This window comes from Nocardioidaceae bacterium SCSIO 66511 (assembly GCA_023100825.1).
In the GTDB taxonomy this organism is placed as follows: domain Bacteria; phylum Actinomycetota; class Actinomycetes; order Propionibacteriales; family Nocardioidaceae; genus Solicola.
Genome location: CP095846.1, coordinates 3,283,855 through 3,304,230 on the forward strand (window position 1 = coordinate 3,283,855; position 20,376 = coordinate 3,304,230).

15 protein-coding genes and 1 pseudogene are annotated in these 20,376 nt (G+C 68.0%); 7 read left to right on the top strand and 9 right to left on the bottom strand.

Annotation, left to right across the window (positions count from 1 at the left end):
• Positions 1-16: 16 nt before the first annotated feature.
• A complete protein-coding gene (locus MU582_15455; GenBank protein UPK73823.1) occupies positions 17-1,525 on the bottom strand; it encodes an amino acid permease in 1,509 nt (502 codons plus the stop codon).
• 246 nt (positions 1,526-1,771) lie between these two features.
• Between MU582_15455 and glgB the strand changes: the two genes are divergently transcribed.
• From glgB to MU582_15475, 4 genes and pseudogenes are all read left to right on the top strand, one after another.
• Positions 1,772-3,592 carry a 1,4-alpha-glucan branching protein GlgB gene (gene glgB / locus MU582_15460; protein UPK73824.1) on the top strand — a complete coding sequence of 607 codons (1,821 nt, stop codon included), beginning with the start codon at positions 1,772-1,774 and terminating at the stop codon, positions 3,590-3,592.
• Positions 3,589-3,879: pseudogene (locus MU582_15465) on the top strand (GNAT family N-acetyltransferase). The gene glgB and the pseudogene MU582_15465 overlap by 4 nt, the downstream one beginning before the upstream one ends.
• A gap of 102 nt (positions 3,880-3,981) precedes the next feature.
• On the top strand, positions 3,982-4,485 hold the full coding sequence (locus tag MU582_15470; protein ID UPK77182.1) for an NUDIX hydrolase: 504 nt from the start codon (positions 3,982-3,984) through the stop codon (positions 4,483-4,485).
• Between the two features lie 211 nt (positions 4,486-4,696).
• Positions 4,697-5,677 (top strand): type IV toxin-antitoxin system AbiEi family antitoxin domain-containing protein, encoded by a 981-nt coding sequence (locus MU582_15475; GenBank protein ID UPK73825.1) that lies wholly within the window; start codon positions 4,697-4,699, stop codon positions 5,675-5,677.
• Positions 5,678-5,799: 122 nt separating this feature from the next.
• Here the strand turns inward: MU582_15475 and MU582_15480 are convergent, their stop codons facing one another.
• The 7 genes from MU582_15480 to MU582_15510 form a co-directional block, all read right to left on the bottom strand.
• Positions 5,800-6,783 (bottom strand): hypothetical protein, encoded by a 984-nt coding sequence (locus MU582_15480; protein ID UPK73826.1) that lies wholly within the window; start codon positions 6,781-6,783, stop codon positions 5,800-5,802.
• Positions 6,770-7,501: a hypothetical protein gene (locus tag MU582_15485; GenBank protein ID UPK73827.1), complete on the bottom strand. Its 732-nt coding sequence runs from the start codon at positions 7,499-7,501 to the stop codon at positions 6,770-6,772. Before MU582_15485 ends, MU582_15480 begins: the two co-directional genes overlap by 14 nt.
• 70 nt (positions 7,502-7,571) lie before the next feature.
• The gene (locus tag MU582_15490; GenBank protein UPK73828.1) at positions 7,572-8,474 is read right to left on the bottom strand and encodes a tetratricopeptide repeat protein; all 903 of its coding nucleotides are present in this window, start codon (positions 8,472-8,474) and stop codon (positions 7,572-7,574) included.
• A 64-nt stretch (positions 8,475-8,538) separates the two neighbouring features.
• Positions 8,539-11,610, bottom strand: coding sequence for an ABC transporter permease (locus MU582_15495; GenBank protein UPK73829.1), 3,072 nt, complete (start codon positions 11,608-11,610; stop codon positions 8,539-8,541).
• A complete protein-coding gene (locus tag MU582_15500) occupies positions 11,610-13,913 on the bottom strand; it encodes a hypothetical protein (GenBank protein ID UPK73830.1) in 2,304 nt (767 codons plus the stop codon). Before MU582_15500 ends, MU582_15495 begins: the two co-directional genes overlap by 1 nt.
• On the bottom strand, positions 13,910-14,569 hold the full coding sequence (locus MU582_15505; GenBank protein ID UPK73831.1) for an ABC transporter ATP-binding protein: 660 nt from the start codon (positions 14,567-14,569) through the stop codon (positions 13,910-13,912). The genes MU582_15500 and MU582_15505 overlap by 4 nt, the downstream gene beginning before the upstream one ends.
• Entirely contained in the window at positions 14,566-15,405 is an 840-nt protein-coding gene (locus MU582_15510) for an ATP-binding cassette domain-containing protein (GenBank protein ID UPK73832.1), read from the bottom strand. Before MU582_15510 ends, MU582_15505 begins: the two co-directional genes overlap by 4 nt.
• Before the next feature lie 199 nt (positions 15,406-15,604).
• On the opposite strand from MU582_15510, the gene MU582_15515 reads away from it, so the two are divergent.
• Genes MU582_15515 through MU582_15525 form a run of 3 tightly spaced genes read left to right on the top strand, consistent with a single transcriptional unit; the run spans position 15,605 to position 19,277 of the window.
• Complete coding sequence (locus tag MU582_15515; protein UPK73833.1) at positions 15,605-17,161, top strand: sugar ABC transporter ATP-binding protein; 1,557 nt, start codon at positions 15,605-15,607, stop codon at positions 17,159-17,161.
• Entirely contained in the window at positions 17,158-18,204 is a 1,047-nt protein-coding gene (locus tag MU582_15520) for an ABC transporter permease (GenBank protein UPK73834.1), read from the top strand. Before MU582_15515 ends, MU582_15520 begins: the two co-directional genes overlap by 4 nt.
• A gap of 50 nt (positions 18,205-18,254) precedes the next feature.
• Entirely contained in the window at positions 18,255-19,277 is a 1,023-nt protein-coding gene (locus MU582_15525; GenBank protein ID UPK73835.1) for a substrate-binding domain-containing protein, read from the top strand.
• A 16-nt stretch (positions 19,278-19,293) separates the two neighbouring features.
• Here the strand turns inward: MU582_15525 and MU582_15530 are convergent, their stop codons facing one another.
• Positions 19,294-20,289, bottom strand: a complete 996-nt coding sequence (locus tag MU582_15530; GenBank protein ID UPK73836.1) for a LacI family transcriptional regulator — start codon at positions 20,287-20,289, stop codon at positions 19,294-19,296.
• Positions 20,290-20,376: the final 87 nt, after the last annotated feature.

Consider the following 20,376-nt stretch of genomic DNA (forward strand, 5'->3'; position numbering starts at 1 on the left):
CAGAGGCCGTACGTACTCAGAGGCTGTGTTTGCCGTGTGCGCCGACCGGAGAACCCATCCCGATCCGGCCGGCGAGCGCACTGTGCGAGCGCCCGTAGATGAAGTAGATGGCCAGGCCGACGACCATCCAGATCAAGAACCGCAGCCAGGTCTCGGCCGTGACGTTCAGGCTCAGCCAGACGATCGCGACCGCACCGAGGAGCGGCACCACAGGCACACCCGGCACCCGGAAGCCGCGCTCGATGTCGGGCTGCGTACGCCGCAGCACCAGCACGCCGACCGAGCAGGAGAAGAACGCGAAGAAGGCACCGAGTACGAGCATCGGCTCGAGCGTGCCGATCTTCGGGAACATCGCCACGATCGTGGCCGCCAGCCCGGCGATGATCGCCGCATTGGTCGGTGTCGAGTAGCGACGGCTGACGCGGCCGAGCAGACCGGGCAGCAGACCGTCGCGGCCCATCGAGAACAGCACCCGGCTCTGCGCGATCAGCACGACCATGATGACCGTGGTGAACGCGACCAGGCCTCCGACGCTGATCACCTTCGCGGCCCAGCCGACCCCGGCCGCGGCGAACGCGTCCGAGACCGGCGCTGCCGTGCCCAGCTCGCTGTAGGGCCGCATACCGACGAGCACGGCGGCCATCGCGACGTACAGGATCGTGACGAGGACGATCGCCAGCAGCATCGCCCGCGGAACGCTTCGGCGGGGCTCTTTGGTGTCTTCGGCCGCCGTCGAGATCAGGTCGAAGCCGATGTAGCTGAACGCGATCACGGCGGTCGCGGCGAACACGCCGGCGATGCCGTACGACGTGTCGGTGCCGGTGAGAGTCGACCAGACAGTTCCGGCCTCGCCGACCGTCTGCGGGTCCGGGATGAACGGTCGGTAGTTGTCGGTGTCGATATGGGAGAACCCGACCCCGATGACCAGCAAGATGACCGCAACCTTGATCAGCACCGCGACCGACAGCACGCCGGTCGACAGTTTGGTGCCCGTCGCGACCAGGACGGTCAGCACGATCAGCACCAGCGGCGCGATCAGGTTGAGCGTGCTGTCGGCCTGCGAGTGGTCGAGCACGAACGACGGCACCTCGACATCGAACTCGCCGAGCGTCGCGACGAAGTAGGTCGACCACACGCGGGAGAGAATGCTCGCCGCGAGCACCAGCTCCAGGATCAGCGCCCAGCCGACGAGCCAGCCCCACAGCTCGCCGAACGCGACGTAGGTGAACGTGTACGAACTGCCCGCCACCGGAATGGTCGACGAGAGCTCGGCGTACGACAGCGCGGCGATGAAGCAGATGGCTGCGGCCAGCGCGAACGACAGGATCACCGCGGGACCGGCGTTGGCGGCCGCCTGAGCGCCCGACAACGAGAAGATGCCGGCCCCGATCATGACCCCGAGGCCGAGCATGACGAGTTGCGCTGTGCCGAGGATTCTGGGCAGACGATGACGCGCTTCGCTGATGCGCAGCATCGCCATTTCTACGGGCAGGCGTCGAGACGTTGCTCCTGGCGATTTGGGCATTGCTGTCCTCTCGCAGTTCTACACCGACGTCCACCCGGTTGGCGTCGGCGACCATCGAAGTGGTTCGCCAAACTCGAGGGCATCGCCTCGGCGACGCCCGATGTGCACCTTTGAGCGGCGCTACTGCCCCTGTTCACGCCGACACAGGCATAAGTACGCTGCCACAACATTGGGTCCGGGGCCAGACCTTTGCCCCTTCGATACCGTCATGAGACCCGGCGAAATCTCCGTGAAACACTACGCTCCGTGGTTCCGACACGAAGGGCGAGCGGTCTGTGGCGTAGTCGCGGGGCCCGTCCGGCCCCCGACGGCACTCGGTTCGCGGTCTGGGCACCCAACGCGACACGGGTCGAGGTCGTGGGTGACTTCAACAATTGGAGCGCGGGCGCGCACGACCTCGAGCTCGGAGCGGACGGTGTGTGGCACGGCAGAGCCGACGCCCGCGCCGGCGATCGGTATCAGTACGCCGTTCACGGCGCAGACGGCGTACGACGGCTCAAGGCGGACCCGTTCGCTCAGTGCACCGAGCAGCCACCCGCGACCTCGTCAGTCGTGTACGAGACCACGTACGAATGGCAGGACGCCGAGTGGCTGGAACGCCGTGCGGCGGCGGTTCCCCACGCCGACCCGATGAGCATCTACGAGGTGCACCTCGGCTCCTGGCGGAAGGGGCTCACGTACCCCGAGCTCGCGCAGGACCTCGTCGCGTACGTGACCGACCTCGGTTTCACCCACGTCGAGCTGATGCCGGTGATGGAGCATCCGTTCGGCGGGTCATGGGGCTATCAACTGTCCGGGTACTTCGCACCCACTGCGCGCTTCGGCACGCCCGATGAGTTCCGTGGGCTCGTCGACGCGTTCCACGACGCCGGTATCGGCGTGATCCTCGACTGGGTGCCCGCCCATTTCCCGCGGGACGAATGGGCGCTTGCACGCTTTGACGGCACTGCTTTATACGAGCACGGCGACCCCGCGCTGGGCGAACACCCCGACTGGGGCACGTACGTGTTCGACTTCGGCGACCGCGACGTGCGCGACTTCCTGATCGCCAGCGCCCTGTTCTGGCTGGAGGAGTTCCACGCCGACGGTCTGCGGGTGGATGCGGTCGCCTCGATGCTGTACCGCGACTACTCCCGACCGAACGGCACCTGGTCGCCCAACGTGCACGGCGGCAAGGAGAATCTCGAAGCGGTCGAGTTTCTGCGTGAGCTGAACACCGCCTGCTACGAACGCAACCCAGGCATCGCGATGATCGCCGAGGAGTCGACGGCGTGGCCCGGGGTGACGCGGCCCGCGCACCTCGGCGGGCTGGGGTTCGGGCTGAAGCAGAACCTCGGCTGGATGCACGACAGCCTCGCGTACCTCGGAACCGACCCCATCGCCCGCCAGCACGAACACGAGCGGATGACGTTCGCGATGATGTACGCGTACGCCGAGAACTTCGTGCTCCCGCTGTCCCATGACGAGGTCGTGCACGGCAAGGGTTCGCTGCTCTCTCGGATGCCCGGTGACTCCTGGCAGCAGCTCGCGAACCTGCGCGCGTACCTCGCCTACGTGTGGGCGCATCCGGGCAAGCAACTGGTGTTCATGGGCACCGAGCTCGCGCAGCGCGGTGAGTGGTCCGACGACGGCTCGCTGGAGTGGGAGCTGCTCGCAGAGCCCGGTCATGCCGGGGTGCAGCGTCTGGTCGGTGATCTGAACTCCGCGTACCTCGAGCATTCGGGGATGTGGCGGCTGGATCAGCAGCCCGCGGGCTTCTCGTGGATCGAGGCGAACGACGCCACCGGGAACGTCTTCTCGTTCGTACGCACCGACGGCGCCGACAGCATCGTGTGCATCGCCAACTTCGCCGGTATCCCGTACGAGACGTACCGCCTCGGCATGCCGGCGAGCGGTGTCTGGACGGAGATCATCAACACCGATGCGGTCGAGTACGGTGGGTCGGGCGTCGGCAACCTCGGCACGGTCATCGCCGAGCCGACGAGCATGCACGGACGGGTCGCGTCGGCGCAGTTGCGGCTGCCGCCGCTCGGGGTCCTGTGGCTCCACCGAGAGGTAACGCAATGAGCGGCGGGGAGAGAGCGAGGCACGAGCGGCTCGACGCCGAGGGCGGTGTTGCGTTGCGGCCTCGAGTTTCGTCCGGCGACGACCAGGTCGACGCGTACTCGGTCGAGCAGGACGGCGAGCCGGTAGGCACCGTTGAGCTTCGCCGACTCGGTGACGACCGTGGCGAGCTGACCTGGGCGACCGACCCGGCGCACCGCGGACGCGGCGTGGCGACGGCGGCGGTGCGTCGACTGATCGAGTACGCGTTCGCCGACCGCGGGCTGGCCCGAGTCGAGGCGCGGGTCGATCCGGACAACCGCGCGGCACTTCGGGTCGCCGCTCGATCGGGTCTGCGGTTGGAGGGCAGGTTGCGCGCGCACGGCGCCGCGGGTGATGAGCGGCAGGATCTGATGCTGCTGGCGCGGATCGCTCGCGACCCCGATGTACGCGAGCGCGACGGGTTCATCGGCATCCTGAACTCCAGCCTGCCGCGCAAGCGGGTCATCGCGCAGGCGTTGCTGTACGACGAGCGCGGCCGGATCCTGCTGTGCGAGCTGACGTACAAGCGTGAGTGGGATCTGCCGGGCGGTGTGGTCGAACCCGACGAGTCGCCCGCCGATGCGCTCGTCCGCGAGCTGAACGAGGAGCTCGGCATCGAGGCGGAACTGCACGGGCTGCGTACGGTGAACTGGCTGCCGGCGTGGGCCGGATGGGACGACGCGATCGTGCTGGTTTTCGATCTCGGCGTCGTCGACGCGTCGCTCACCTCGTCGATGCGTCTGCAACGTACCGAGATCAAGGGTGTGCACTGGTGCGATGCGGCGACCGTCCGCGAGCGCGCGACCGCCGTGACGATCGAGCTGCTCGACGCGTTGGACGCCGGGGCTCCGGCGTACCGCGAGCACGGTCGGTGACCGCCGGCCCGGCCGTTTACCATGTTCGCATGGTAAACGGCCGCTTTGCATGGCGGCGCCGCCATGCAAAGCGGTGCGTTGCCGTGCAAGGCGTACGGGAGCGGGGTAAGGAGCGCGAGCTCACGCCGGGTTTTACCCACAAGCGCGAGGTTCTCCACATTCGGTCGTACGCCGGCGCCAACTCGACACGGGCGGCGGCACCTTGCCTGGTATGGACCTTCTCGTCGCAACTGCTGCCGCTAACGGCGGCTACTTTCGTACGTACCAGGCGCTCGACTCCGGCTACCACCGGCGAGACCTACAGCGAGCGGTGCGTACGAAAGTCATTCATCGCATTCGGCACGGCACCTATGCCTTCGCTGAGATGTGGGATGACCTGACGCCAGAGCAGCGACACGTCGTGCTGACGAAATCGGTCGTCCGCGAGTCCAACGGTGCCGTTGCCGCCTGCTCGGTCAGTGCTTGCGCTCTCCGGGGCATGAGTCTGTGGGGTCACGACCTGTCGCAAATCCACGTCATGCGCCTGGGCGGCGGCGCGAGTAGGCGCGAGGCTGGCGTAGTGCACCATCGTGCGGCGATCGCAGAATCCGAAGTCGAGATTGTCGACGGGATCCCGTCGGTGAGTGCTGCGCGCGCGGCCTGCGAAGCCGGCTCTCGAGTCGGTCTCGAAGCCGGGATTGTCTTGTACGACTCGGGTTTGAGGCTCGGAGCAGTCACCGAGGAGTCGCTCGACCGACAAGCGGCCCTGATGGAGCGCCACCCGGGCACGCGCAAGGTGCGCTTCGGCGTACGCCTCGCCGATGGTCGCGCCGAAAGCCCGGGCGAGTCGCGCAACCGCTTCCTGTTCTACAGGTTCAACGTACCGACACCCGACCTGCAAGTGTCGGTTCATGACTCAGCTGGGTTGTTGATCGGCATCACCGACTTCGGATGGGAGCTGTACTGCCACGTCGGCGAGTTCGACGGCATGATCAAGTACCGCCGTCGCTCCAACGGCGATCGGGATCCGGAAGCGGTCGTCATCGATGAGAAGAGGCGCGAGGACAAGATCCGCGCGCAGCGACGCGGCGTGACACGTACGATCTGGGCCGACCTGAACGGCAAGCAGGCCGCGCGTACCGCGGATCGTACGAAAGCCGATCTGGAGCAGTCCAGGCAGCAGTTCACGCGCAATCGCGTCACGATCGTCTGATCGGTGGTCGATCCCGGGGCACTGTGCATGGTGAACGTCCGCCTTACACGGCACCGCCGCCATGCAAGCCGGCCGTTTACCATGCAAACATGGTAAACGGCCGGCCCCAGGAACCGCCGCCGTCAGTAGCCCTCGCCGTCGACGATGCCGCCGTACTGGCCGATCGCATGCGGTTTGCCGTCGCCGGACTCCGGTACGTACAGCAGCACCTGATGCAGGTAGCGCAGCTTGCCGCGGGCGTAGAGCTTGCCGCCGAGGAACGCGCGTTGCGGTGAACCCTTCGGCCAGTCGACGTATACGCCGTCTTTGATCCGGTAACGCTCGTTGCGGGCGAACGTCGCGAAGACGAGCGCTCCCCCGTCGGCGGTACGTACCGCGTACTTGACGCGCTTCGGCTTCCAGGTCTGCTCGTACTTGACGCCGGTGATGCCCGAGAAGTCCCGTACGGACTCGCGAACGTGCTCGATGAACGCGTCATCGGCGATGGACTTGGCAGCGGCCGAGTTCGGGTTCGCCAGAGCGTTGGCGTAATCCTCGACTACTCGCTTCGGCGGGTCGACCAACCCCGCTCCGTCGCTGGCCGAGAGCGTCTTCAATGCACCCTCGGCGTCGAAGGCGAGATCGGGCAATACCTCTTCGGAGGTCGTCTCCGGGCTCGCGACCAGTGCCCACTGCATGGCCGCACTCGGGCGTTCGTACACCTGCACGCGCGTGAGGTCGCGGTCTTCGTCCTGCACGAGCGCGACGAACCACAACGGGTATTCGCCGAACCGGGGCGAGTAGACGTCGAGCACGGTCATATCCGAGCTGCTCACGGCATCGTCGGGCGCCTTCTCCCCGAGCAGTCGATGGACCGAGATGGCGCCCGCGTCGATCTCGAGCACCGAGCCGGACTCGATCGTTCCCAGCGGCGCAGGGTTCAGCAGGTCGTACGCGGTGGCGCGTACGTCGGCGTATCGGTCGAAGATCGTCGTCGCCTCGGCCCGGGTCGCCGCGACCTTCTCCGGCTTGCCGCGATCGCTTCGAGACGGCAGATCACCGCATCCGGCGAGCCCAACCATCAACGTGGCAAGGAGGATGAGCAGCACAACTCTATGAGGGCTCATGCTTGTCTCCCGTCACATCGACGATCTCGTACTCCTCCAGCTCATCGAGCGGCACCAACGTCTCGTTGCCGTCGGGGTCGACGTAGACGTACACGTATCCGTTCGCATCGACGACGTGGGGGCCTCTGCGTCCGCGCCAGACCACGATCGCCGTGAGGATCAGCCCGAGCCCGATCGCAGCCATGCCGAGCCCGATCGCGAATCCCCCGCGAACGTAGTAGGAACCCGTGACTTTCAACCCAGACAGGTCGTTCGCGCCGACGGCAAGTACGGCGATCGAGACGGTTTCGTCGGTGAGGTCCAGGTCGAGCGCAGCGCCGCCCATGCCACTGGCCTGCTCGGTCCACCAGTCGATCGCCAGCGGCGACGCCGGCAGCCACGCCTTACCGCTCTGCTCGCTCGTCTCGATGTCCCACGGCACATCGACGGAGTCGATCCGCAGCGCGCGCGTATCGGACAGGTAGTCCTCGACGTCGACGCTGTTACCGACCCCGAGGAACACCGGTTTGCGCTCGGGGACCTGCACGTCGATCGTCACCGTCGCATCGGTCCAGGCGATCGCATCGGGCGCAGTCACGACGGCGACGCCCTTGGCGTCGATGCGATGTGCACTGGTCGACACCCGGTTGTCGGGACCGACCACGACCGCCAGAGCGGCACCGAGGACGAGGACGCACAGGCCGACGAGGGCGAGCGCGACCCCCGCGATACGCCGCATCGATGCCCCTTGTCGTATTCGGCCTTTGCGATCAGATTACGGCCGTTGTCGGCTCAGTGGGGTTCGACGCTCAGAACAGCGCGGCGGCGAGGTCGCGGCGAGCCCGGCCCACTCGCGGGTCGTCGTTGCCGACCACGGTGAACAGATCGATCAGGCGCAGGCGTACGCGCTCACGGTCGTCGCCGAACGTACGCCGGACGAGGTCGATGAGCCGGCCGAACGCGTCATCGACATGCCCGCCGCTGACATCGAGATCGGCAACGAGCAGCTGCGCGTCGATGTCGTCGGGGTTGTTCGCGGCTTCATCGCGGGCGGCGTTCAGGTCGGCGCCGGCAGTACGCTTCATCAGCTTCACGCCCGCGAGCCGCTCACCGGCCTCGGCGTCGGCCGGGTTCGCGGCCACCAGTGCCTCGTACGCCGTGATCGCGCCGTCGAGGTCGCCCGAGCCGAGTGCCTCGTCGGCCGCCGCGAAGCGCGGGTCGCTGCCGCCGTCGTCGTCATCGGCGGCGGTTTGGCGCGGCGTGGCAGTGCCGGTGATCCCATTGCTGACGGCGAGCTCGAGCAGCTTGTCGAGGTACTCCTTGGCGGTTGCCTCATCGGCCGTGCCTTGGAACAGCGGCACCGGCTGGCCTTGCACGAGTCCGAGCACGTACGGCACGCCCTTGACCTGGAGCGCCTGCGCGATCTGCGGGCTGGCGTCGACGTCGAGGCGGGCGACGACGAGCCTGCCCTGGTAGGAGTCGGCGAGCTTCGACAGCGTCTCGTTCAGCGTGACGCTCTCGGGTGCGCGCGGAGACCACAGCGACAGGACGACGACGTGACGCATCGACGCCTCGGCCACCTCGCTCTGGAACGTCTGCTCGGTTGCGTCGAACGCGTACGCGCCGGACGCGGCCGGTGCACCCGGCTCACCGCCCTGGCCGCCGCTCAGTCCGGACAGGTCGACAGCGCCGGGTCGAGAGAACGAAGTCATACCCACATTGTGGCGCGGTCGACTCTCGGCGCCACGACAGGGTCGTACCGACGGGCGGTCATCCTCACCCTCGCAACGCCGACGGGCGGCCGGTTCGTACGACGACTCGCGCGATGAACGCGGACACGACCACCAGCACCGTGAACACGCCGAACCCGAGGACCAACAGCGCGTTCGGATCGATCTCGGCCAGCACCCGCGGCGTCCCGACCTCTACTGTGCCCAGGCGGGTGCCGCGTACGGCGATCTGCGCAGCACCCGCTCCGGCCGCCGTTCCCAACAATGTCGCGATTGCGACGACGGCACCGATCTCCGAGACCGCCGCGAGCCACACCGCCCGCTCGCGTACGCCCGTGACGCGAAGCGCCGCGGCGTCCTTGCGTCGCGAGCGGACCTGCACGGCAAGGCTCACCACCACGCCGATCACGGCGAGGACGAGCGTTGCGACGGCCGCAACGGCGTACAGCCGGAGCGACAGTGCGTACGCGTCGTTGTCGTACGTGGCCCGCACCTGCGACAGCAGCATCGGATTCGAGGTGTGCACGCCCGCGTCGGCCAGCTCTGCGACAACCGAATCCGGCACGTCATCGGTGGCGAGGATCCGAGTCTTGCGCTCGGCCGATTTGGGACTGGCCCGGGTCATCGTGGTCAGATCGGCCATCACCCCGTGCGAACCCACAACGGGGAGCGCCTCGGCGGTCCGTACCCGCGCTAGCCGGTACTCCGCACTCGGACCGGTCGAGACGCTCGCTGCGCTGTCGATCCCCAGGCTCGGCGACTCGCGCCCCGCGACGGCGGGTGGCACTACGGGAGTCCCGACCGGCTGGAGCAGGACCGAGGTCTGCGCACCATGCGAGTCGATGTCCAGCGCCGTACCTTCCGGCTCCGCCTCCGACAAGGTGAGGTCGGGATCGCCGCTCTCCGCGACGGTCGGCTGCCATCGGGCAGGATCTCGGAATGCGTCCTGCGCGCGGCCGTCGACCGCGATCTCCTCGAACGCAAAGGTGCCGGCCATCTCACTGAGGGTGCCCGCGACCGCGCCGACCTGTACGCCGGTCAGATCGCACCCCTGCTCGCACGCTCGCAGGTTCGCCCTGCGAGTGACGCTGTCGCCACGTGGATAAGGGCCCAAAGAGACGCTGTGCGGCCGGCCGGCCGAATCGAGGAGTGCCAGCGTTGCGTACATCCGCTCGCCGGAGTCGATCGTCGACGTCGCACGCAGGCTGATCGTGCGGCCACGGAGCTCCGGATCGTCGACCGGTCGAAGGTCCTCGCTGACAGACGGGAGGCTGTCCGGGCCGGTCCACGAGTCGGGCCACTCGGCGACCGACTCGAGGCGCGGCGAGTCGACCAGAATCTGCAAGTCGCCGGCACGGGTGGCCAACGACGTCGCCATCAACCATTTCCCGTCGGGATCGACCCGGTGGGTGAGAGTCGCTGCGGCGACCGGGTTCAACGACGTGGAGTACGAACGGTCGGCGCCGATCTCGGCGGCAGCGGCGCTGGCCCGCCACTGGTCGGCGGTCGACCAGACGCCGACGGCGAACACGGCGACCGTCATGGCCACCGTGATCGGGAAGACGAGCAGCGCACCGTCTCGGCGCCGGGCGATCGCCCTCGCCTGAAGGAACCGCACCGTCGATCCCCGTCCCGACGTACGCCGGACCAGCCAGCGGGCCGCCCACAGCGTGAGCGCCGTCGTCAGCACCGCCGCCGCCATCCCGACGATCGCCGGCATCGACTGGGCTACCAGTCCGGGAGCCGACGACTCCCCCGCAGTGACCGCGAGAGCGACGGCCACGACGGCGGCGGCCACCACCAGCCCACGCAGGATCCGCACGCTTCGACGCACCGGCGCCGGCGCCGCGGTCGCCTCGAGCTGATCGCGCAGGGACTCGGTTGCGACCGCTCTCGTCGCAAGCACGGCGGCGCAGACCGCAACGACCAGCACGAGCACCGACATCACGCCCGCGGCGAACGACATGGAGGTGGGCGTACCCGCGCGCAGCCACGCATCGGTGAGCAGCGAGGCGCTCGGCACGGCCAGGATGACCCCGCCGATCCAGCCGGCGACGAGCAGGGCAAACGGCTCGGCAAGTGTCATGGTCCGCAACCGACGACCGGTCCAGCCCCGGACCTTCAGCAGCGCGACTTCGGGACGGCGCAGGTCGGCCGCTGCCGCTACCAGCCGAAAGAGCAGTACGACGCAGACGATGATCAGCGACAGCGATGCGGGCAGGATGGTCTGGATCGCCACGTCGGTCTCTGCGGCGATGTCGTCGCGGATCGATGCGAGCTCGACGGGCTGGGCCTTGCTGAGCGTGCCACCGGCAACCTCCTGCCGGCCGCGGTTCACCTCGTCGGCAGCGGATTCGACCAGCGCGGTCAGCTCCTCCTGGCCGAGGTCACCCGGAGCGTGCAGCGCCCGGTCGACTCGGACGACCCGGTCAGCGGCCGGCAGGGAGGCGAGCTCGTCCGGCGTGACGAGGAACGGCGACGGGCTGTACGCAATGTCCTTCGCCGAGCCGGCCTGGAACGGCGTACTGACGTAGCGCACCGGGTCGTACCAGTAGTCGGAGCCCGGATCATCGAGCACGTACGAACCCACGACCCGCAGCCGGTGGCCGACGCCGAGATCCGCCTCGGACCCGACCGCGTATCCGCCGCGGCCGACGTCGACCTCGGCGACCATCATCTCGCCCGGTGCGCGGGGACATCGCCCCTCGACGACCCGTACGTGCTGGCACAGGCCGGCGCGGGCCTCCATCCGCCAGCGGACCTCACCTAGGTTCTGCGGCAGGTCGGTGTCGTAAGTGTGCGGTCCGGTCGTCCACGCGACCTGTGGTGCGGCGTAGTAGTCGTCGTCGACCCGGTCGCCGGAGACCGAAGCCACGGCGTCGGAACGGACCTGCTCCCAGCTCGCGTCACCCGCCGGCCGGAACTCCCACGACAGGTTGCGCAGCGTGCCGGACTTCTCCTCGACCCGATCGACCCGCAGCGACGTCAACGACGACGATACGTACATCGGTCCGATCGCTCCGGCGACGACCGCGACCATGGTGAGCGCGACAATGCCGCACGAGAGCCACCATCTGTGCCGGAGTCCGCGCAGCACGACGATCGCCGCGGCACGCATCACCGATCACCCTCTCGCCGCAGTAGGGCCGGACGCGCTGCGAACCGGTCTCGCCGACGGGCCAACAGGACGCCACCAGCACTCAGGATCAGTGCCGACACAGCGATCAGCACGACCGCTCCGGGCCGCGTCGATACATCGACCGACGGTTCGAACGGGCCCGGCACAGCGAGTACGAGTGCCTTCCGCGTGCACCACCAGGTCACCAGTGCGACCAACACGCCGACCCCGATGCCCAGGACCGAGAGGACGCCCACCTCGTACCGTGTCGCAGTCGCGAGCGCACCCGACGAGACGTACGAAGACCGCAGCCCGGCGTCGTCCAACCGCGTACGCCGACGTCCGAGCGTCACCGACTGGATCGCGACCGTCGCGCTCAGAAGCGCGACCACTGCAGCGAGCACCGACCACGCCAAGGCCCCGCGGCCGACTTCTGAGTCGGCAAGGTCGTCGCTCACCTGGTCTGCGTTCGTCGCCTGTCCGGTGTCGATTCCGTGCTCGGAGAGCGCTGCGAGTACCGAGGGTGGAGTGTCCGCACGCGCAAAGACGCGCACACGTGAACCTGCCGGCTCGTCGTAGGAGTCGAGCACGACATCCGGGAGGTTTCCGAGGTAACCGTGGCTGCCGATCAACGGGAGGTACGCATCGCGCGCCACCAGCTTGCTCGGCGCGGTCGCCGGGTCGAGACCGATCGCCTGGTCCGGGATCCGGGTCGTACCTGCCGCGACGACGCGCCGGACGAGATGCGCCGACGACGGCACGACCGCGGCCGCAGCTGTCAGGCCGTGCGCCGCGAACCTGATCTCGAGCCCGGCTGCTGTGCCGCGTACCTCGACCGGTTGTCGCGGTGCAGTGCTCGCCGCGAGATCGGGACTCCAGGTAGGGCCAGCATCGGGTGTCCAGCGGTCGACGACCGGGTCCCCGTCGACGGTCAGCTTCCGTACGACGATCCGTCCGGTCAGATCGATCGGAGCACCCGCATCGGTCGCGAACTCCAGCTTCCGCAGCACGCACCCGTCGGAGCAGCCGCGCACGCGCCCGCGCAGATGGCCGCCGCGATCGGGAATCGGCATACCTGTCGACACGATCTCGCCATCGGAGCGCAACATGCTCAGGTTGAGGTACGCGCGGTCGCCGCCCGACCGATGCAGCTCACCGTCCAGGTCGGCCTGCACCTCGCCGTCGCCGATCAGCACCGGCTTCCACGTATCGTCGCGAAACGTGTGCGCGATTGCCTCCCCTGCGCCGGAGCCCGACGGCCACGACGTTCCGACTACCCGCTCCCAACGTGTCAGGTCGGCAAAGCCGTTGTACTTCTCGGCATCGATGCTCGTTGGCGCGGCCTCGATAGCCATCAGCCACCTGCCGTCCGGGTCTGCGGCGCGGGTGGCGAGGAACGTCGCCGTTGCTGTGCTCGGGGACTCGTACACGTCGACACCGCCGGTCGAGATGGCCGCCACATCGTCGCGCCACTGCGCACTCGCCTGCCGGGCGGTCATCCCGAACACCGCGAGGACGACCGCACCCGCGATGCAGGCGAATGCGACGGAAAGCGTGCTCGTACGACGCAGCCGCCTGACGGCCAGGTAGCGCCCCAGCCCGGTGGTACGCCGGAACAACGAGATTCCGAGCGCGCCGACGCCCCGGGCGAGCCAGCCGCAGACGACGACGGTGGCGAGCGCGGCGGCGAGCGGAGTCAGCGAGACCGTTACGGACGCATCGCCGTGCTCGGTGGCCGCAGCGCTCACCAGCAACCACCCGCACGCAGCAACGGCTGCGCACTCCGCGGCGGCGATCCAGACGGGGCGCCGAGACGCACGCTTCGCAAGGGGATTCGCGCTCGCGAATCCGATGCAGGCCGCAGTGGTGAGAACGCACAACACCATCGCGCCGAGCATCGCCGCGGCGATGAGCGCGAGCGTATCCACCCGGTTGCGGCCGGTCGCCTCGAGGGACCAGACGACACCTCCGGCGAGCACACAGCCCACCAGTGCGCCGACGACAGCGGCGAGCAGCGGCTCGGCGAGCTGCCATCGCCACATCCGCATCCGGGTGTAGCCGCGTACGGTCGCCAACCGGATCTCGTCCGACTTGGCACGCACCGCCCCGACGACGATCGTCGCGCTGGCAAGACTGCCGCCCACCCCGATACCGAGCAGCGTCACCAACATGACCGCGTGGGCATCGCCGGCGGCCGGGAAGGCAACTACACAAGTGGCTCCGACGACCGTGACAGCGCACGTGACGGCGAGACATAGCGCGTCGGCCGGCCGAGCACGCGCGGCGCGGAGCGTACGCCTCACGGAGCCGCCGCGGATACGATCGCGCCGTCGTCGAGGCGATACTCGCGGTCGCATTGCGCGGCGACCTCGGCGTCGTGGGTGGCGATGACGACTGCCGCACCGCGTTCGGCCTCTCGCCGCAGCTCGCCGACGACGCGATCACGGTTGTACTCGTCGAGCTCGCTTGTCGGCTCGTCGGCCAACAACAGCGCCGAATCGACGACCAGAGCACGCGCACACGCGACCCGCTGCGCTTGACCGCCGGAAAGCTCCTGGACGAGCCGCTCGCCGAGATCGGTGATGCCGACTCGCTCCAAGGCGTGTGCTGCCGCGGAGTCGGCGGCGTCGGGGAGTACGCCGCGAGCGCGCAGCGCGATCGAGACGTTCTCCGCCGCCGTCAGGATCGAGACCAGACCGTACGACTGCAAAACGAACGCCACATCGGGACGCGGGTCACCGGAACCGAGCCAGGTCGACTCACCGTCGAGCGTCGCGGTGCCCTCATCGGGTCGGAGCAGGCCACCGGCCACGTTGACAAGAGTCGTCTTGCCGGAGCCCGAAGGTCCGGTCAGCGCAACCAGCTCGCCGGCGGCGGCGTACAGCGACACCTCGGACAGGATCTGCCGCGTGCCCGCACGCACGACGACGCGTTCTGCGACCAGTTTCCCGCCGATCATGGCGATTCGTCCCGACTCAACAGCAGATCTTCGTCTTCGGGCTCGATGCGCACCATCGTGCCCTGTGGCCACTGCTCGACGAGGTGTGCCGGAAGTTGCAGAACGCCCTCGGCGCCGATGACCACGTACTCGACGCCGTCACGACCTTCGAGGCCGACCCGGCCGGACTTGATCGTGACCGTACGCGGAAATGTCGCCGAAACGGCCGAGTCATGCGTCACGACCACAACGGTCGTACCGAGCTCGGCACCGATTTCGTGGAGTAGGGCGAGTACCTGGTCGCGGTCGTCGTCGTTGAGCTGGCTCGTCGGCTCATCTGCGAGCAGCAGCCGCGGATGCACCGCGACGGTCGCGGCGAGCGCAGCACGCTGGCGTTGCCCGCCCGAGAGGGTCGCGACCGGCTGGTCGGCCTGCTCGCTCAACCGTACGCGCGCCAGTAGCTCGTCGGGGCTCGCGAGCGTACGACGCTGCGCGCGAGGCACCGCGAGCTGCGCGAACTCGACGTTCTGCCGCGTCGTCGCGTACGCGAGCAGGTTTCGGTCTGCGCCCTGCAGCATCGTGCTGACCGACGACGATCTCAGTCGGCTCAGCTCGCCTTCGCTCATCCGCGAGACCTCGCGGTCTCCGAGGCGGATCCGCCCCGCCGACGGCTGCTGGATTCCTCCGAGCAGGGCGAGCAGCGTCGACTTACCTGATCCCGACGGTCCGAGCAGTGCAACGCGTTCGCCCGCCGCGATGTGCAGGTCGACGCCTTGTAGCGCGACCACGTCGTGGCCCTGCACCGTGCGGTACAGGTGTACGACGCCCTCGCAGCTGACCGCGAGTCCTGCGCTCATGCGTACCGCTCCCCCTGGAGTCGCGCCGACGATCGACCGTTGCAACCTGCCACTATCCCGTTCGTCGGCTCAAGTGCGCATGGCCGATAGTTAGCCACTCGTGACCGGGCCGCCTGCCCGCGGTCCCTTGACAGGACAAATCGGGCGGGCCTAGCCTCGGCACATTCTGAAATCGATTACACGGTCCGCAGAGGTAGCCATGTCACCCCAGCCTGATCCGGGCGTACTGCTGTCGATGGCCGACATCGCGAAGAGCTTCGGCGGCGTACATGCGCTACGCGGTGCGAGCCTGCACGTACGCGCCGGCGAGGTGCACGCACTCCTCGGTGAGAACGGCGCCGGCAAGTCGACGCTGATGAACATCCTCTCCGGCGTGCTCCAGCCCGATGCCGGAACCATCGAGATCGGCGGCGAACAGGTCGCTTTCCATTCGCCGGCCGCCTCCCAGGCCGCCGGAGTTGCGATGATCCACCAGGAGCTCGACCTGGTGCCGCAGCTGACCGTCGCCCAGAACCTCTACCTCGGGCGCGAACCACGTACGGTCCTGCGCACGCTGGACGTCAAGGCAATCGCCCGCGGCGCACGCGGCCTGATGGACGAGGTCGGCATCGACATCGCGCCCGGGCGGCGGCTCGGCTCGTTGCGCGTCGCCGAGCAGCAGATGGTCGCGATCGCCAAGGCGTTGGCACTGGACGCCCGCATCGTCGTGATGGACGAGCCGACCTCGGCGCTGCCCGAAGCAGACGTCGACCGACTGTTCGAGCTCGTGCCCGCGCTACGCGAACGCGGCGTCGGTGTCATCTTCATCTCCCACCGGATGGAGGAGATCGCCCGGATCGCCGACCACGGCACGGTCATGCGCGACGGCCGTGACGTCGGCACCTTCGAGGTCGCCACGACCGAGCCCGGCAAGGTGATCCAGCTGATGGTCGGCCAGCCGATCGAGCAGTTGTTCCCGGACCGCACCGAACCCGCCGACGAGGTACGCATGGAGGTACGCGACCTCACGGTTCCGGCGGGCGGCACCGGTCGCACCGAGCCGCAGGGCATCGAACTCGACGTACGCAAGGGAGAGATCCTCGGTCTCGCCGGGCTACTCGGCGCCGGGCGTACAGAACTGCTCGAGGCGTTCTTCGGCTGCGGGTCACCCGGCACCACCGGCACGGTGGCCATCGACGGCACCCCCGTACGCGTCGGGTCGCCGCGGTCGGCGATCCGCGCGGGGATCGGTCTGGTGCCCGAAGACCGGCGTGTCGACGGGCTCGTCGGCGAGGAGTCGGTCGGGGCCAACATCCTGCTGACCTCGTTCGGTGATCTCGCGACTGGCGGAATCCGCCGCCGTAGCGCCGAGGGGCGCGCAGTGAGCCGCTCGATCGAGTCGCTGCACATCAAGACCACTAACCCGGCCGTACGCGTAGGAACGCTATCGGGCGGCAACCAGCAGAAGGTCATCTTCGCCCGACAGTTGCTGGGCAACCCGAAAGTCCTGCTCCTCGACGAGCCGACCCGAGGCGTCGACATCGGCGCCAAGGCCGAGATCTACCGCCTGCTCACCGGTCTGGCCGCCGACGGCGTCAGCGTCCTCGTCGCGTCGTCGGAGCTACCAGAACTACTCGGACTCTGTCACCGCATCGCAGTGCTGCGACGCGGGCGAATCGTCGACGTGCTCGACGCCGCCGACGCGACATCCGAGACCGTCCTCGCGGCCGCATCGATCGAGCCCGCCACCGTAGAAACCCAGCCGGAGGCTTCATGACCACCGATACCGTCGCGTCCGCGCCGAACCCACCGGAGCCGGAGCGTACGACCAAGCGCCGCTTCGTCATCCCGGAGCGATTCTTCACGCTGCAGAGCTATGTCGCGCTCGCGCTCGTCTTCGCTCTGTCCGTAGCGATCTCGCCGAGGCGGGACGGGGAGATCCTGTTCCTCGACACCGACAACCTGCTCGAGATCCTGCGCCAGGTGTCCGAGATCGGGATCATCGCGGTCGGCATGACGTTCGTCATCCTGATCGCCGGCATCGACTTGTCCGTTGGCGCAGTACTCGGCCTCGCGTCGACCGGAGTCGCGTCACTGTTGGTCTTCGATGGTTACGGCGTACTGCCCGCGGTACTTCTCGTACTGCTCATCGGCCTCGCGTTCGGCGCGGTGCAGGGCACGCTGACGACCTATCTCGGCATCCAGGCGTTCATCGTGACGCTCGCGGGTATGCAGGTCGCACGCGGGCTCGCTCGGATCTGGTCCGACGGCCAGGTCATCGGCATCTCGTACGGCGGCGGCAAGGGCACCGTGCCGGACGGGTTCGAGCTGCTGGACTCTCGTACGTTCAACGGCACGATCCCGATCCCAGCACTGATCTTCGTCGGCGTGGCCATCATCGCGCTCCTCGTCGTGCGCTACACCGTCTTCGCCCGCTACGTGTACGCCATCGGCGGCAACGAGCGCGCAGCTCGACTGTCCGGCATTCCCGTCGCTCGGGTGAAGATCACCGTGTTCGCCGTCGCGGGGCTGCTGTCCGCCCTGGCCGGAATCATCCACGCCGGCCAGTACAACCAGGGCGACCCGAACGCCGGAATCGCGTACGAGCTCGACGCCATCGCCGCAGTCGTCATCGGCGGCACGAGCCTGATGGGCGGTGTCGGCAGCGTCTCCGGAACACTCGCCGGCGCCCTCCTGCTCGGCATCCTGAACAACATCCTGCTCCTGAAGAACATCGACTCCGACGTGCAGCTGGTGATCAAGGGCCTGATCATCGTCGCCGCTGCCGGCATCCAGGTGTTCCGCCCCAAGCAACGCTGACTCCTCAGCGCGGTACGTAGACCCGAATTGCACCTCAGAAAGGAACACCCATGACAACTCTCCTCCCGAGGTCGCGTCGCCTCACCGCGATCGCGGCGATCGGTGCAACCGCCGCCATCGCCCTGACCGCCTGTGGCACCGAGTCCGATGCCCCGGCCGGCGACGGTCCGGCTTCGCAGGCCGAGTGTCAGGGCCCGGACGGCGACTACCTGATCGGTATGAGCCAGGCGAACAACGCCGAGCCGTACCGGGTGCAGATGAACGACGACATCCAGGCCGCAGCGTCCGAGATCGACCAGTTCGACGTCAAGATCGCCGACGCCGCGCAGGACAGCGCCACCCAGGTCTCGCAGGTGCAGAACTTCATCACGCAGAAGGTCGACCTGCTGATGATCAGCCCCAACGAGGCCGCGCCGCTGACGTCGGTCGTCGCCGATGCGTACAACCAGGGCATCCCGGTGATCGTGCTGGACCGCAAGGTCGAGGGCGATGCGTACACCCAGTTCGTCGGCGCCGACAACGCCGAGATCGGTAAGCGCGCAGGCGAGTTCGTCGCCAAGGAGCTGTTGCCCGACGGTGGCAACGTCGTCGAGATCCGCGGACTGTCCGGCTCGACACCGGCCAAGGAGCGCGAGGACGGCTTCGCCAAGGGCATCGCCGGCAACCCGGGCATCAAGATCATCGACTCGGGCGACGGCGACTGGCTGCTCGAGAAGGGCCAGGCCGAGGCACAGGCGATGTTCAAGGCACACGACGACATCGACGTCGTGTACTCCCACAACGACCCGATGGGTCAGGGTGCGGCTGCGGCAGCCGAGGACGCCGGCGTCAAGGACAAGATCGACATCATCGGTATCGACGGACTCCCCATCCCCGCCGGTGGCCTGAAGTCGGTCGAGAAGGGCGATCTGACCGCGACGTTCGTCTACCCGACCGGAGGCAAGGAAGCCGTCGAATCGGCCAAGCAGATCCTGATCGACTGCGAGGACGTCCCCAAGGACATCACCTTGGAGACCGAGCAGGTCACCAAGGAGAACGCCGCCGAGGTGTACGCCAAGAACGAGACGAAGTAGGAGATCGCAGACGACCTCAGCGGATCGAGCTCTCGCGGACGTGCAGCGTCGGCGAGAGCACGATCGTGCGCGGCACGGCGTCGTCGCCTGCGATACGCCCGGACAGTGCTCGGCCCGCCTCTCGGCCCATCTCGTACGTCGGCTGAGCGACCGTCGTGAGCTGCGGCCGGGTGAGGTCGGCCCATGGCAGATGGTCGAAGCCGACCAGCGCGATGTCTTGCGGAATCTTGACGTCGCGGTCGACGAGCGCAGACAACGCACCGACCGTCATCAGGTTGTTTGCGACGAACAAACCGTCCGGCGGCTCGTCGAGGGCGGTGAGTCGATCCGCGCCCGCGCGGCCGCCGTCCTCTTTGAAGTTCTCGCGTAGCACCAACTCGTCGTCGACGTCGATGTCTCGCGCGCGATGTGCGTCGAGGAACCCCTGTAGTCGTTGGTATGCGGTGGTCGTACGGGTCGGTCCGGTGATGCACGCGACGCGTTCGCAGCCCTGGTCGAGTAGATGAGCGGTGCCCAGCTGCGCGCCGCGGGCGTTGTCGACCATGACGGTGTCGACATCGACGCGCTCGAGGCGCCGGTCGACCGCGACAACGGGGATCCCACGGTCGATCAACGGCGACAGGTCGCTGTCAGCCTCGGACGCGGCCGCGATGATGACGCCTGCCATCTGCTCATCGAGGGCGACGTCGACGTATCGGCGTTCCTTCTCGAGGTTCTCGTCGCTGTTGCACAGAACGAGCGAGTAGCCCTGCTCATGTGCGGCGTCCTCCATGCCGCGCACCATCGCCGTGAAGAACGGGTTGCCGATATCCGGGATGATCACGCCCCAGACCGTCGTGCCCCGGCGACGGAGGTTACGCGCGACGGCGTTCGGCCTGTAATCGAGTTCCTCGACCGCCTGCCTGACGCGGTCCGTCAGGTCCGACGACACCTCGGTCTGACCGTTCAGCACTCGCGAAACGGTCGCAGCCGAAACGCCCGCACGGCGGGCAACATCGTGAATCGTCGGCACCGAAAACCTCCTGGCTACTGCCCCGATCATATGCCTCGAACCGGCGGCTTCGCCGAACAAAGTTCGAGCCCAGGTCTTGCATTGCGG

What these genes read in the sequence shown, in the direction of transcription:
- MU582_15510 (UPK73832.1), bottom strand. Translation starts at nt 15,405, where the DNA reads ATGAGCGCAGGACTCGCGGTCAGCTGCGAGGGCGTCGTACACCTGTAC.
- MU582_15520 (UPK73834.1), top strand. Translation starts at nt 17,158, where the DNA reads ATGACCACCGATACCGTCGCGTCCGCGCCGAACCCACCGGAGCCGGAG.
- MU582_15525 (UPK73835.1), top strand. Translation starts at nt 18,255, where the DNA reads ATGACAACTCTCCTCCCGAGGTCGCGTCGCCTCACCGCGATCGCGGCG.
- MU582_15470 (UPK77182.1), top strand. Translation starts at nt 3,982, where the DNA reads ATGCTGCTGGCGCGGATCGCTCGCGACCCCGATGTACGCGAGCGCGAC.
- MU582_15515 (UPK73833.1), top strand. Translation starts at nt 15,605, where the DNA reads ATGTCACCCCAGCCTGATCCGGGCGTACTGCTGTCGATGGCCGACATC.
- MU582_15495 (UPK73829.1), bottom strand. Translation starts at nt 11,610, where the DNA reads ATGCGTGCCGCGGCGATCGTCGTGCTGCGCGGACTCCGGCACAGATGG.
- MU582_15490 (UPK73828.1), bottom strand. Translation starts at nt 8,474, where the DNA reads ATGACTTCGTTCTCTCGACCCGGCGCTGTCGACCTGTCCGGACTGAGC.
- MU582_15505 (UPK73831.1), bottom strand. Translation starts at nt 14,569, where the DNA reads ATGATCGGCGGGAAACTGGTCGCAGAACGCGTCGTCGTGCGTGCGGGC.
- MU582_15455 (UPK73823.1), bottom strand. Translation starts at nt 1,525, where the DNA reads ATGCCCAAATCGCCAGGAGCAACGTCTCGACGCCTGCCCGTAGAAATG.
- MU582_15485 (UPK73827.1), bottom strand. Translation starts at nt 7,501, where the DNA reads ATGCGGCGTATCGCGGGGGTCGCGCTCGCCCTCGTCGGCCTGTGCGTC.
- MU582_15475 (UPK73825.1), top strand. Translation starts at nt 4,697, where the DNA reads ATGGACCTTCTCGTCGCAACTGCTGCCGCTAACGGCGGCTACTTTCGT.
- MU582_15480 (UPK73826.1), bottom strand. Translation starts at nt 6,783, where the DNA reads ATGAGCCCTCATAGAGTTGTGCTGCTCATCCTCCTTGCCACGTTGATG.